The sequence below is a fragment of the Kitasatospora sp. NPDC089509 genome, from assembly GCF_044749365.1.
In the GTDB taxonomy this organism is placed as follows: Bacteria; Actinomycetota; Actinomycetes; order Streptomycetales; family Streptomycetaceae; genus Kitasatospora.
On the sequence record NZ_JBIVHS010000038.1, the window covers coordinates 17267 to 31044 of the forward strand.

Consider the following 13778-nt stretch of genomic DNA (forward strand, 5'->3'; position numbering starts at 1 on the left):
AGCGCTTTGACGCAACGCCAGGGCAGCGCGCTCGTCGTGTCGGGAGAGTCCGGCACCGGGAAGACCGCACTGCTGCGCCGGCTGGCGGCCGCGGCCGGGGAGGCCGGCTGCCGGGTGCTGCACGGCGGTGGCCTGGGCGGCGAACTCCCGTTGCGGACCCTGCTGGACGCGATCCTCACCGGCCTGCCGGGCACCGGCCGCCCGGAGATCGTCGATGCCACCGTCCGGGCCGTCCTACCGCTGGTCCCGCCGTCCGGGCGGCCGGTCGACGGGCGGTCTGCGGAGCTGATCAGTCGCTACCTCACGGTGCTGCTCGGCCAGCTCGCCGACCGGACGCCGGTCCTGCTGGCCGTCGACGACCTGCACCTGGCCGATCCGACGAGCCTGGCCGTCTGGCCCGAACTGGTGCGGGCAGGAGGCGAGTTGCCGGTGCTGTTCGCGGCCGCACACCCGCCGTCGGCCGAGTCGGAGACCCCGGAGACCCCGCGGGCGGTCGGGATCCGGCTCGGGCCGCTCAGCGCGACGGAGACCCGGACGCTGGCCCAGCAGGTCACCGGCGGTCCCCCCGGGGCGGAGCTGCGGGAGCGACTGCGGCTCGCCGACGGGAATCCGCGCGAGCTGCTCCGGCTGCTGGACGGTTCGTACGGCAGCCGGGACGGGACGGGGGCACTCGGCCCGGCGGCCGTCGAGGCCCTGCGAGCGGCGGCCGTGCTCGGCGACCCGGCGGAGCCGGAGGAGCTCGCGGCCGTGCTGGGGATCTCCCTGGCGGCCGTGCGGCGTCGCCTCGACGAGGCCGCCCGCGGCGGCGTGCTGGACTCCGCCGGGCCGGCCGTCCGGTTCCGACGGCCGCTGGTCCGCGAGGCGCTGCTGCGGGAACTGCCGCACTCCCTTTGCGCCGCGGTGCACCGGCAGGCCGCGCGGGCCCTCGCCGACCGCGGCGCGGACCCGGCGCGGGTGCTCGCCCAGTTGAACGCGGCCGGGGAACCCGAGCGGTGGGCGGCCGAGTGGCTGGCGCGGTCCGTGGACTTCGACGCGCTGGCCGAACGGCGGCACGACGCGGTGTCCGTCCTGCTGGAGCGCCTGTTCGCCCGGCTGCCGGAGTCCGACCCGCTGGTACCGGAGTTGTGGCACCGGCTGGCCGTCACCCGCTACCGGCTGGGCCACCCCGACACCGAGCCGACCGTCCGGGCCGCCCTGGCCAGGGCGGTGGAGCCCGAGCACCAGGCCACCGCGGCGATGCTCCTCAGCGAGGTGCTGCTGCGCCGGGGGGACGTACCGGCCGGGCTGGGCGCGGTCGAGGCGGCCCTGGCCCGGCACACCGGCCAGGCGCCGTGGGCCGGACGGCTGCTCGCGCTCCGCGCCCGGGTGCTGTTCTACGGCGGGCGGTACGTCGAGGCCGCCCGGAGCGCGGAGACGGCGGCCGCGCTGGGGGCCGCCGGGCGGGAGGTCGACGTGCAGACCGTCTGCATGGCCCGGCAGTCCCTCGCCTGGGTGCTGACCAGCCGTCGTGACCCCGCCGCCGGGCTCGCCGCGGCGAGCGAGGAACCGCCCCTCGGCCCGGCCGAGGGACCGTTGGACGCCGAGGCCCGCTACCGGCTGACCCAGACCAGGGCGCTGCTGCTCAGCGGCCTCGACCGGCACGCCGAGGCGCGGGCCACCCTGGCGCACGGGCGCCGCCTCGCCGAGGAGCGCGGCGCGGTGCGCGCGCTGCTGCTCCATCCGGCGGCCGCCGTCGTGCTCCGCTTCGCCCGCGGCGACTGGGACGGCGCGCTGACCGGGTCCGCCGTCGTCGTGGAGCACCGCTTCTGCGGCTGGTCGCCGATCGAGGCGTACGGCACCGCGGCGCTGATCGAACTGCACCGAGGCCGCCGGCGCGAGGCCGTCGAGCAGCTCGAACGCTGGGGCGACCGGCCCGTCCCCGAGGGCGGCCCGCGCGGCCGCAGCGGCGCCCTGGTGACGGCCGGCGCACTGCTCGCGGAGCGCGCCGGCAGCCCCCGGGACGCCGTCGAGGTGCTGGCCGTGCTGCTGGAACCGGAGTTCGCGCACGACATGGACCTGCGGTTCCTGTGGCTGCCGGAGCTGGTCCGGCTGGCGCTGCTCGCCGACGACCGGGCCACCGCGCGGGCGGCGCTGGCCGCCGCGGAGCAGGAGTGCGGCCGGGCGTCCGGGACCGAGGGCCCGATCGCGGCGGCGGAGCGCTGCCGCGGTCTGCTCACCGGCGATCCGGAGCCGCTGGCGGCCGCCGTCGACCACTACCGGCGGGTCGGCCGGCCCCTGGAGCACGCGGCCGCCCTGGAGGACCTGGCCGCAGTCCTGGCCCTGCGCGGCGAGCGCGGCCAGGCGCGTCGGCGGCTCACCGCCGCGCTCGCGGGCTACCGCTCGCTCGGCGCCCAGTGGGACATCAGCCGGGCGGAGGCCCGGCTGCGGGAGCTCGGCGTCCGCCGGGGCCGACCGCCGGGGTCCGGCCGGGGTGCGACCCGGAGTGCGACCCGGGGGTGGGAGTCGCTCACGCCGGCCGAGGACCGGATCGCCCGGCTGCTGATCGAGGGCTGGTCCAACCCGCAGATCGCCGCCGAACTGCTGCTGTCCCCGCGGACGGTGCAGACGCACGTCTCGCACATCCTGGCCAAGCTGGGGCTCCGCTCCCGGGGCCAGGTCGCCCGGGAGGCGGCGCGGCACGGGGTGGGCTGAGGCCCGCGGTCCGCGCCGGGTGTTCAGCAGTCCGCGCCGTAGCCGCGCAGATTGCGCCGCATGGACCGCAGGGCGTAGTACGTACGGGACTTGACCGTCCCCTCCGGGACGCCGAGCCGCTCGGAGGCCTCGGCGACGGACCGGCCGCGGAAGTACACCTCCAGCAGCACCGCGCGGTGCTCGGGGCTCAGCTGCCGGAGCGCGTCGCGGACGTCCTGGACCACGACCGAGCGCTCGATCTCGTCGTCCGCCGTGGCGAGGTTCTCCAGCGGGCGCCCGCCCTCCTCGACCGGGCGGGCCAGCCGGGCCCGGCGGGCGTCGATGCACAGCCGACGGGCGACCGTGAACAGCCAGGGCCGCATCGAGGCGTGGTCGGTGTGCAGGGCCTCCGGGTGGCGCCAGGCGCGCAGCAGGGTCTCCTGGACCAGGTCCTCGGCGCGCTGCCGGTCGCCGTGGGTCAGGCCCAGCAGGAGCCCGAGGAGCGCCTGGCCGTGCTCCCGCTGGAGTTGCGCCATGGTGGCCTCGTCGACCGTCGCGCCGCGCTGCGCGGGTGCGGAGACGGGAGCGGAGTCCAGTACCGCGAGGTTTTCCATCCTGATCACCCTTGATCGTGAGGTGGGACCCGGTGGTTCCCGGCCGCGCGGGACGTCCCGCGCTGTTGAGCCGAGTCGCTGGTCAGTCACATCGCCGCCTTCGAGTGACGTACGTCATGGTGCTCGGCGCCAAGAGGCCGTGGATATCCGCCAGTTGGCGGAGATCCGCAGGTCGCGGGGGTGGTGCCGACTGCGGCGACCGGCGACCGGCGGGCCGCCCACCGACGGCGGCGGACCGTTCGCCCGTCCAGCCTCCCACCGCCGCCGTTCGTCCGGGGCGTCGAACCGTCCGCCCGGCGAGCCCGTGCCGAGGTGCACACTGGGCGGATCGGAACCGACCGGGGCGGGGTGGGACGGGATGGGACCTGAGGGCGGGGCGGGCGTGCTGACGGGGCGGCAGCGGGAGGAGGGACTGCTGCGGGAGGCGGTCCGGGAGGTGGCCGGCGGCCGGGGCGGCTCGGTCCTGATCGAGGGGGAACCGGGCATCGGGAAGACCGCCCTGGCCTCGGTCGCCGCCGAGGAGGCCGAGCGGCTGGGCTGCCGGGTGCTGCGCTCGTCGGCCTCGGCCGACCCGGACGAGCGGCACCTCCCCCTGCACCCCGTGCTGTTCCGGCTGACCGGTGGCGGGCCGGTGCTGGACGCCTGCCGGGCCGAGTCCGCGGCCGTCCTCGGCCGGGTGGGCCGGGCGGATCGCCCGGAGGCTCTGGCCGCCGTCGACCCGCTGGTCTGGGGGATGCCCCGGCTGACCGCCTCCGCTCCGGTGCTCTTCGTCCTGGACGACCTGCAGTGGGCCGACCCGGCGACCCTGCTGCTGTGGCGACGCCTGGCCCGGCTCACCGCCACGGACCGGCTGCTGCTGCTCGCCACCCTGCGGCCCGCACCCCGACGGCCCGACCTCGCCCGGCTGCGCCGCGCACTGGCGGAGCACGGGGGCGTGGTGCTGCGGCCCGGTCCGCTCTCCGACGAGGAGGTGACGCGGGTCGCGGGCGTCGCGACGGGAGGCCCGGGCTCGGCCGGCCTCCGGCGGGCGGGCGGCAATCCGCGTCTCCTGCACGAGCTCCTCGCCGGGACGGCACCGGGTACGGCCGTGGCGGAGCGGATCGCCGCGCTGTCCGCCGGGGCCGTCGAGTTCCTGCGCGTCGCGGCCCTGCTGGACGGGGACTTCGCCGTCGACGAGACGGCGCTCGCCCTCGGCCGCACCCCGCTCGCCCTCACCGAGGCGGTGATCGAGACCGTCACGGTCGGGCTGGTCGAGGAGGCGGGCGAGCGGCTGCGGTTCCGCCATCCCCTGGTCCGGGACGCCCTGCGCGCGGAGGCGGACGCCGGCGCGCGGCGGCGGCAGGTCACCAGGGCGCTCGCCGGGTCCGGCGAATTCCCCGAGCGGGTGGCCGAGTTGGTCGTCGGCGACGAGACGGAGGACTGGCTGCCGGGCTGGTCGGCCGACGTGGGCGAGGCGTTGGTGCACCGCGCTCCGCTGCTCGCCGCGCGACTGATCGCCCGGGTCCTGGAGTCGCTCCCGCCCGGGCAGGAGGGCGGCCGGGCACTGCTCGAACGGCAACTGGCCACAGCCACCCGGGCGTTACCGGAAACCCCGTACGGCCGGCACGGGGACATCCGGACACCGGGCGCCGACCGCTTCGGCGTTGCGGGCACAGCGGGCGAGGCCGGTGAGACGCCGTGCAGCAACGCAGGCCCATCGAGCGGGACCGGCCGTGCCGGCGCAGGCACACCGGGCTGGGACCCGAGCCGGGCACTGGCCGCGGTGGAGGGACGGCTGGCGGCCGCCCGGAGGGCGCACGGCACGGCCGCCGCCGACGACCTGCTGGGGCCGGCGCTGCTCCGCCGGGCCGAGCTGCTCGAACCCGCGGACCGGCTGGAGGAGGCCCGTGAATCGGTCGACGAGGCGCGGCCGGTGTTCGCCCGCCTGCGCCGGGAGACCGGGGCGCTGGAGCTGACGGCGGCCCGGCTCGACTGGGCGGGCGGGCGGTGGGACGCCGCCCTGGCGGCCCTCGCGGCGACGGACGGGAGCGGGGCGGGCCGGCTGCACGGCCTCGCCGCACTGCTGCTGGCCCATCGGGGCGACGTGGCCGCCGCCGAGGAACGGCTGGAACGACTGGAACGGCCCGGCGCCGCGGACTCGCCCTTCCCCCTGCTGGCCCGGGCCGCGCTCGCCGAGCAGGCCGACGACCGGCAGCGGGCGCCGGCCGCGCTCTCCCCCGCCCTCGGCACCACCCTGGACCCCGTCGACCGGCACCTGCTGCTGCCCGAACTGACCCGGCTGGCCCTGCGGATCGGCGACCGCCGGTCCGCCCGGCGGGCCGAGCGGGCAGCCACCGAGGACGCCACCGGAGCCGGCCCGCACCGGCCCGCCGTCACCGCGGCGGCGCAACACTGCAGTGGGCTGCTGGCGGGCGATCCGGCGCCGCTGCTGGCCGCCGCCCGGTACTACCGGCGTTCCGGACGGCCGCATCCGCTCGGCCGGGCCCTGGAGGACGCGGCCGTGCTGCTCGGCGAGCGCGGCGACCTCGAACAGGCCCGCCGCCGTCTCGGCCACGCCGTCGACGTCTACACCGCGATCGGCACGGTCGCCGCCCGCTGGGACCTCACCCGGGCCACCGACCGGCTGGCCGCGCTGGGCGTGCGCCGGCTGCCCGGGGCGGCCGAACGCGGGGTGGCGGCCGGCTGGCAGTCGCTCACCCCGACCGAGCTGGTGGTGGCCGAACGGGTGGCCCGGGGGATGTCCAATCCGGAGGTCGCCGCGGAACTTTTCCTCTCGCCCCGCACGGTCCAGACCCATGTCTCGCATATTCTGGCCAAGTTGGGCCTGCGCTCGCGCAACGCCATCGGCAAGGAGGCGGTCCGCCAGCTGCCGGCGGGCGGCCGGGAGGAATGAACCGTGGCGGCCGGACGGGCGTGATCGGGGACATGGGGACGGCGCGGAGAAACCTTGGGGGACGGATGAGCGGCGAGGCACCCGACGGGTCCCATGTGCGGCTACTGCTCGGCGCGTACCTCCTCGGTGCGCTGACGCCGCAGGAGGACGAGCGGGTGGCCCGCCACCTGCCGGACTGTCCCACGTGCACCGCCGAGTACTTCGAACTGTCCGACATGACGGCCCTGTTGGCGATGGTCGGCGAGGCCGACCTCCAGGACGACCCGGACCCACCGCCCGGCCGGGACGGCTGACGGAAGGACCCCGCAGGAGGATCGAACCGGAGGCGTTCGGCGTACGTGCCGAAGGGCCGAGACCGCATACGGCGGAGTCGGCTCGCCTCCCGGAGGTTCCTTCCATGGCACAAGGTCAACCGAAGCTGCCCATCCCCGACCAGGGGATCATGCTCGGGGCCCTCGCCGCCCTGCTGCTCCTGGTGGTGCTGTGGCTGCCGCTGCGCGGGCTGCTCCGCCGCAAGGGCGGGTGGCGGCGCACCTGGCGCTGGGCGAAGTGGCAAGTCCGGCTGACGGCACGGGCGTTCGGCGATCCGGTGCGCGCCCACCGGCGGCACCGGCGGGCCGTGCGGCTGCTGGCCGAGCGGATCGCGGACCCCGCGACGGCCGGGCTGGCCGCGCGGGCGCTGGACGCGGTGGACGCGGCGCTCGCCGGGGCGCCGGGCGCGTACGGGTACGCCGTGGTGATCACCCCGGCCTCGGCCTCGGTGACCGTCCGGGTCGCGGGGCGCCGGCTCCCCCCGCCGCCCGCGCCCTGGCGGACGGTCGGCCCGACCTCCTGGCAGGCGCCGGCGGAGGACCTGGGCGCGCCTGACGGCGGCCGGCCCAGGGTGCCGCTCGTCCTCGGCTCCCGGGCGGACGGCGTCGTGGTGGTGGACCTGCTGCGCGGGCCGGGTGTGCTCACCGTCGAGGGGGACAGCGGCCCCGCCCGCACGCTGGTGCAGGCACTGGCGGCGCAGCTGGAGCCGTCGGCGGGCCCGGCCGGGCTGGTGGTCGCCCGCGGTGTCCACCCCCGGTACGAGGGGCCCGAGCTGGAGGTGGTGCTGGACGCCCTGGAGCGTCCCGTCGGGGAGGACGGCGCGGCGCCCGTGACCGTCGCCTGCGCCGACCCCGACGAGGAGCAGGCCCGGCGCGTCCAGGCGCTGGCCGCCACCGGCCGCGCCGCCTTCCTGGTCCGGGGCCGGACCCGCGGCCACCGCACCGGCCTGCGGGTGGACGCCGCGGGCCGGGTCACGGCGGACGGGCTCGGGCTGACCGCCGAGGGCGGGCCGCTCGCCCGGGCGGTGGCGCGGGCCGTCCGGCGCACGACGAGCCCGGCACCGCGCCGGACCTCCCCGGCCGCACCGCGCCCCGCCGCTCAACTCCCGCCGCCGGAAGCGACCCGGGAACCGACCCCGGCCACCGCGGCACCCGAACCGACCTCGACCACCCTCCACGAACCCGAGCGGTCCGCCGCCTCCCCCGCAGGCGTGTCCGCGACGTCCCCCGGCCCCCGTACCGGCCGGCCGTGAACCGAGAGGCAGTCCCCGTGAAACTCCTCATCACCACCGTCACCCCCGACGACGCCGAACCGCGGGACGTGGTCCTCGGCGCCGCCGGCACCACCACCGTCCGGCAGCTCGCCGAACACCTCTCCCCTCAGGACGCCGACGCCCCCGACTGCTACCTGGACGGCGAGCTCCTCCCCCCGGACACCCCGCTCTCCGAGAGCGGCATCCGCGACGGCTCGGTGCTCGGCCTCGGCCGCCCCGCGCCGCGCGCCGACGGCGGGTACGGGCCCGAGCGCGCCGAGATGCCCCGGCCGGTCGAGCCGGCCGACGGCGTCGGCACCGGCCCGGTGGTCGAGCTGCAGGTGATCGGCGGCCCGGACGCCGGGCGGGTGCTGCTGCTCGGCCAGGGCACCCACGACCTCGGCCCGGCGCCCGGCAGCGCCGTGCCGCTGGCCGGCCGGGAGGTGCCCGCCGACGGCGTCCGGGTGACCGTCCGCCCGGACGGGACGGCGATCGTCACGCTGCCGCCGGAGGGCGAGGTGCGGCTCTCCCGGCCCGAACCGCCGCCCGAGCGGCGCCGGGTGGACGTACCGGACCTGCCGCCCGAGCCGGTGTACGAGGAGTCCGGGCCGGAGGCGGCGCCGGAGGTCCCGGCGGGCTGGGCGGAGTGGCCGGTCGGCGGGGAGCTGGTGTTCGGCGGGTTCCTGCTCCGGCTGGCGGAGCCCACCGAAGCGGACGCCGCCGTCACTCCCTCCGAGGACGGCACCGGGCTGGACTTCAACCGCCCGCCCCGGATCATCCCGCCGCTGGCCCCGGAGCAGTTCCGGCTGCCCGGCCCGCCGCAGCCCCCCGGGCGCAAACCCTTCCCGTTCCTGGTCGCGGTCTTCCCGATGTTCATGGGCTTCGGGATGGTCTACCTCTTCCACTCGTACTACTACCTGCTGTTCACCCTGATGAGCCCGGTGATGCTCGTCGGCAACTTCGTCAGCGGACGGCGCTCCGGCCGCAAGGACCACGCCGAGGCCGTGCGCAACTACCGGGCCCGGCGCGCCGATCTGGAGCAGGACGTGCGCGCGAAGGTGGACGAGGAACGCCGCCTGCGGGTGCTCTCCGCCCCCGACCCGGCGACCCTCGGACTGCTGGCGGTCGGGCCCGGCGCCCGGCTCTGGGAGCGCCGGCGCAGCGACCCCGACCACCTGATGCTGCGGATCGGCACCTCGCGCCAGCCGTCCCTGCTGCTGATCGACGACGCCGCCCGCGAGGACAACCACCGCTCGGTGCGCTGGCAGATCCCGGACGTCCCGGCCGCCGTCGACCTGGCGGGCAGCGGCGTGGTGGGCCTGGCCGGCGAGGGCCCGCAGGCGCGGGCACTGGCCCGCTGGGCGGTGGCCCAGGCGGCCGTTCTGCACAGCCCCCGGGACCTGCGGATCACCGTGCTCACCGACACCGACTCGGCCGACTCCTGGTCCTGGATCCGCTGGCTGCCGCACGCCCGCGCGGTGGAGGGGGACGACAGCCCGGTCACCCTGCTGGGCAACGACCCGGAGACGGTCGCCAACCGGGTCGGCGAACTCGTCGCCGCGATCCGCCGGCGCACCCAGGCCGACCGCTCCGCGATGAGCCGGGTGCTGCTCAGCGAGCCCGACATCCTGGTGGTCCTGGACGGCGCCCGGCGGCTGCGCGACATCCCGGGCGTGGTCCAGGTGCTCAAGGAGGGGCCCGCGGTGCGGATCTTCCTGCTCTGCGTGGACCAGGAGGAGCGGCTGCTCCCCGAGGAGTGCGTCAACGTGGTCACCGTCGGCCGCGCCGAACTGACCGCCCGGCGCACCGGGCAGCCCGACCACACCGGCATCCGCCCCGACTTCGTCGAACCCGCCTGGTGCGAGCGGCTCGCCCGCGCCCTCGCCCCGGTCCGGGACGTCACCCCCGACGCGGACGGCGGACTGCCCGAGCGGGTCGGCCTGCTCGACCTGCTGGACCTCGAACCGCCGCAGGCCGGGCCGATCGCCGAGCGCTGGCGCCGGCGCCCCGCCCAGACCTCCGCCGTGATCGGCGCGGGCTACGACGGGCCGGTCGCCTTCGACCTGGTCAAGGACGGCCCGCACGCGCTGATCGCGGGCACCACCGGCTCCGGCAAGTCCGAGCTGCTGCAGACCCTGGTGGCCTCGCTGGCCGCCGCCAACCACCCGGAGGAGATGACCTTCGTCCTGGTCGACTACAAGGGCGGCAGCGCCTTCAAGGACTGCGTCCGCCTCCCGCACACCCTCGGCATGGTCACCGACCTGGACAGTCACCTCGTCCAGCGGGCGCTGGAGTCGCTGACCGCCGAACTGGTCCGCCGGGAGCACCTGTTGGCGAACGCCGGGGCCAAGGACCACCCCGAGTACCGGGCCATGCGCCGCCGCGACCCGGCCCTGCCGCCGCTGCCCCGACTCGTCCTGGTCATCGACGAGTTCGCCACCCTGGTGCGCGAGGTCGAGGGCTTCATCCCCGGCCTGGTCGGCATCGCCCAGCGCGGCCGCTCGCTCGGCATCCACCTGGTGCTGGCCACCCAGCGCCCGGCCGGCGTGGTCAGCAACGACATCCGCGCCAACACCAACCTGCGGATCGCGCTGCGGGTCACCGACGTCAGCGAGAGCCACGACGTGCTGGACACTTCCGACGCCGTCACCATCTCCTCCGCCACCCCCGGCCGCGCCCTGGCCCGCACCGGCCACCGCTCGGTGCAGGCCTTCCAGACCGCCTTCGTCGGCGCGCCCCGGCTCGCCGGGGAGGATGCGGAGGAGGAGAAGTCCAAGCCGTCCGCGCTCTGGTCCACCGGACTGCCCTGGCAGCGCCTGGGCCGCACCGCCGAGGCGCCCGGCAGCGGCGAGGAGACCGCCGAACTGGAACTGCCGGACGTCCCGACCGACCTCACCGCCCTGGTCGAGGCCGTCGGCGCGGCCGCCGAGGAGGTCGGCCACACCCCGCTGCCCAGCCCCTGGCTGCCCGCGCTCGGCACCGAGGTCCTGCTCGACGAGCTGCCCGAACCACCGGCCGCCGAACCCGGCCGGCTCGCCCCGGTGGTCTGGGCGGTGGAGGACGTCCCCGCCCTCCAGGCCCAACTCCCGGTGACCCTCGACCTCGACGGCTTCGGCCACCTCTACGTGATCGGCATGCCCCGCTCCGGCCGCACCCAGGTGCTGCGCACCCTCGCCGGATCGCTGGCCCGCACCCTCGGCACGGCGGACGTCCACCTCTACGGCATCGACGCCGCCGGCGGCGCGCTCACCGCGCTGTCCGTGCTGCCGCACTGCGGCGCGGTGGTCCCCCGCACCGACCTGGAGCGGCTGGACCGCCTGATCACCCGGCTCACCGCCGAACTGGCCCGCCGCCAGGAGCTGCTGACCGCCCACAGCGCGGGCAACCTGACCGAGCTGCGGGCCACCCTGCCCGCCGCCCAACGGCCGCCGCACCTGGTCCTGATGATCGACGGCTACGACGCGCTCAACGGCCTGCTCACCGAGCACGACAACGGCCGGCTGCTGGACGAGCTCACCGCCCTGCTGCGCGAGGGCGCGGCGGCCGGGATGCACGTCATCGCCACCTCGGAGCGCTCCCTCACCGCCGGCCGGCTCAGCACCCTCAACGACAACCGGCTGCTGCTGCGCCTCAACGACCGCACCGACTACACCGTCGCCGGGATCGACCACCGGCGGGTGCCCCCGTACATCGCGCCCGGCCGGGGCTGGCGGACCGAGAACGCCGCCGAGCTCCAGGTCGCGCTGCTCGCCCCCGGTGCCACCGGCCAGGAGCAGACCGAGGCCCTGCGCGCCATCGGCCGCAAGGCCACCGGCCGCGACGCCGGAGTGCCGGCCGGGCGCCGCCCGTTCCGGATCGGCGTGCTGCCCGCCCGGGTGGACTTCAAGGAGGCGTACGAGAAGGTCCCGGAGGCCGAGCGCCGCCCGCTGTACGCCCTGCTCGGCCTCGGCGGCGACGAGATCGCCCCGATCGGGGTCGACTTCACCGACAAGTCCCCGACCTTCGTGGTGGCCGGCCCGCCCGGAACGGGCCGCAGCACCGTCCTCGCCACCCTCGCGGTCTCGCTGCTGGCCGGCGGCACCAAGGTGGTGGCGGTCACGCCCCGCGAGTCGCCGCTACGAGGACTGGACCAGCACCCGCAGGCCCGGGTGCTGACCGGCGCCAACCCCTCGGCGGACGAACTGCGCGGCGCCATCGAGGAACTCGGCGGCCCGGCCGTGGTCCTGGTCGACGACGCCGACCTGCTGAGCAGCTTCGCGGCCGCCGACCAGGTCCTGAAGGACGTCGTCGCCGCCGGCCGCGACCGCGGCCTCGGCCTGGCCTGCGCCGCCACCGGCGAGACCCTCAACAACGCCCTCGGCGGCTGGCTCTCCGACGCGAAGCGGGGCCGCAAGGGCATCCTGCTCTCCCCGCAGTCCGTCATGGAGGGCGAGCTGATCGGCACCCGACTGCCGCACAACGTGCTGCGGGTCACCCGCCCGGCCGGCCGGGGCCACACCCTCGACCCGCGCACCGGGGCGCTGATCACCGTCCTGGTCCCCGAGACCGTGCTGCGGCCCACCGCCGGCTGACGGCCCCCGGAGAGGCGCACGGGCGAGCAACCGGCCCGTGCGCCTTCGCCGTGCTCCGCCGCATCGCCGGGTCGGCACACAGCGCTGCGGCCCGTCGCGATCGTTCGCGACGGGCCGCAGCCGGCGGTGCGTCAGGCCGTCACTTGGTGCCCTCCCGGACGGAGCTGGCCATCTTGGTGTCCATGTCCTCCATGTTCTTCTTGATGTCGCGGAACTGGTTGGCGAAGCCGTCGATGCTCTGCGCCGCCTGGATCAGGTTGTCGTGGAACTTCTGGTAGGACTCCATGATCGCGCCGCTGCTCTGCTGGAAGACCAGGCCGTTGTGGAGCAGGTTGTCGACGTCCGAGCGCAGGCCGTTGAGCATCGGCACGAGTTCGGTCGAGGCCGTGGTCAGCTTGGCGGAGACCGAGGTGATCTGCTCGTAGTCGAGTTGGATGTTGAACGGCATGACGGGGCTCCTCTTCGTGGTCGCGGGTGTCGTCGCGTCGGTTGTCGCGTCAGACGTACATGTTGTTGTTCATGTTCTGGGCGTTGGCCTGGTCGTTCTGCTCCTTCTGCTTCTGGTCCAGGGTCTTGGTCCACTGCGACTGGTCGGTCTTCATGTCGCCCTGGTACTCGATCTTCTTGCCGTCCTCGTCGGTGAAGGTCTTGGTCCCGGTGCTTCCGTCCGGGGAGACGGTGAGCTCGACGTGGGTGGACTTGCCGTCGGCGTGGGCCACGTCGGTCTTGTAGCCGCCGTCGCCGGTGAAGCTGGTGTTCTCGTGGTACTTCAGGCCGTCCTTGCTGGTGATGTCCGTGCTGACGCCCTTGATCTGGTTGTCGTCCCCGTACGTGAAGCTGGTGTTGCGGGTGCTGCCGTCGGGGTTGGTGTACGCGAAGTCCTTGGGCGGCGGCCCGGGAAGGGCCGGCTTGTCCTTCGCGTCCGCCAGCGCGACCTTGGTCTCGACCAGTTGCTTCTTCTGGTCGTCCCAGTAGTGCATGGTCACGTAGGTCTGGGACATCCGCTCCCAGACCTGGTAGGCGTGCACCTTGCTCAGGTAGTTGCCGTAGTCGAACTGGGCCGCCTGGGCGGCGGCCCCGGAGGCCAGTGCGGCGTCCTGGTCGTACAGTGCCTTGGCGACGCTGGTGAAGGTGCCCTCCACGCTGCCGAGGACGTCCCGGGCCTGCTGGAAGGCGTACTTCCAGGCGTCGTAGAAGTCCCTGAGGACGTCCGGGGTGGTCCACGAGCCGAGTTGGTCCTCGGTGTACTTGAGGCCGGTCTCGTGGGCCTGGGCGTCGTCCACCGACTTCTTCAACTCGCCTGCTTTGGTGCCCAGTTGGTAGAGCGTTTCGTAGTCGATCAGGAAATCGGGCATCGGTTGCCTCCTCTCGACCGCTGTCGACCCGATGCCCACGGCACGGCCGGCGCCCGCTCCGGGTTCAACTGAACCGCGGGGCTGGTCCGTTCGTGCCTCCGTCGGACGACC

At 75.9% G+C, this 13778-nt stretch carries 8 protein-coding genes; 5 read left to right on the plus strand and 3 right to left on the minus strand.

What is annotated here, in order from left to right; translation table 11 throughout:
* Positions 1–6 precede the first annotated feature (6 nt).
* Complete coding sequence (locus ACIP4P_RS42155; protein ID WP_400928866.1) at positions 7–2691, plus strand: LuxR C-terminal-related transcriptional regulator; 2685 nt, start codon at positions 7–9, stop codon at positions 2689–2691.
* Positions 2692–2714: 23 nt separating this feature from the next.
* Here ACIP4P_RS42155 and ACIP4P_RS42160 read toward each other — a convergent pair whose 3' ends face one another.
* Positions 2715–3284: a sigma-70 family RNA polymerase sigma factor gene (locus ACIP4P_RS42160; protein WP_400928869.1), complete on the minus strand. Its 570-nt coding sequence runs from the start codon at positions 3282–3284 to the stop codon at positions 2715–2717.
* Positions 3285–3642: 358 nt separating this feature from the next.
* On the opposite strand from ACIP4P_RS42160, the gene ACIP4P_RS42165 reads away from it, so the two are divergent.
* The 4 genes from ACIP4P_RS42165 to ACIP4P_RS42180 all read left to right on the plus strand — a co-directional run bounded on the left by ACIP4P_RS42165 (position 3643) and on the right by ACIP4P_RS42180 (position 12312).
* Positions 3643–6177 (plus strand): AAA family ATPase, encoded by a 2535-nt coding sequence (locus tag ACIP4P_RS42165; protein WP_400928872.1) that lies wholly within the window; start codon positions 3643–3645, stop codon positions 6175–6177.
* A gap of 65 nt (positions 6178–6242) precedes the next feature.
* The gene (locus tag ACIP4P_RS42170) at positions 6243–6470 is read left to right on the plus strand and encodes a zf-HC2 domain-containing protein (RefSeq protein WP_400928875.1); all 228 of its coding nucleotides are present in this window, start codon (positions 6243–6245) and stop codon (positions 6468–6470) included.
* A 104-nt stretch (positions 6471–6574) separates the two neighbouring features.
* Positions 6575–7741, plus strand: a complete 1167-nt coding sequence (locus tag ACIP4P_RS42175) for a hypothetical protein (protein ID WP_400928878.1) — start codon at positions 6575–6577, stop codon at positions 7739–7741.
* A 17-nt stretch (positions 7742–7758) separates the two neighbouring features.
* Positions 7759–12312: an FtsK/SpoIIIE domain-containing protein gene (locus ACIP4P_RS42180; RefSeq protein ID WP_400928881.1), complete on the plus strand. Its 4554-nt coding sequence runs from the start codon at positions 7759–7761 to the stop codon at positions 12310–12312.
* Positions 12313–12451: 139 nt separating this feature from the next.
* On the opposite strand, the gene ACIP4P_RS42185 is transcribed toward ACIP4P_RS42180, so the two are convergent.
* Complete coding sequence (locus ACIP4P_RS42185) at positions 12452–12760, minus strand: WXG100 family type VII secretion target (RefSeq protein ID WP_400928884.1); 309 nt, start codon at positions 12758–12760, stop codon at positions 12452–12454.
* 49 nt (positions 12761–12809) lie between these two features.
* Positions 12810–13667, minus strand: coding sequence for a hypothetical protein (locus ACIP4P_RS42190; protein WP_400928887.1), 858 nt, complete (start codon positions 13665–13667; stop codon positions 12810–12812).
* Positions 13668–13778: the final 111 nt, after the last annotated feature.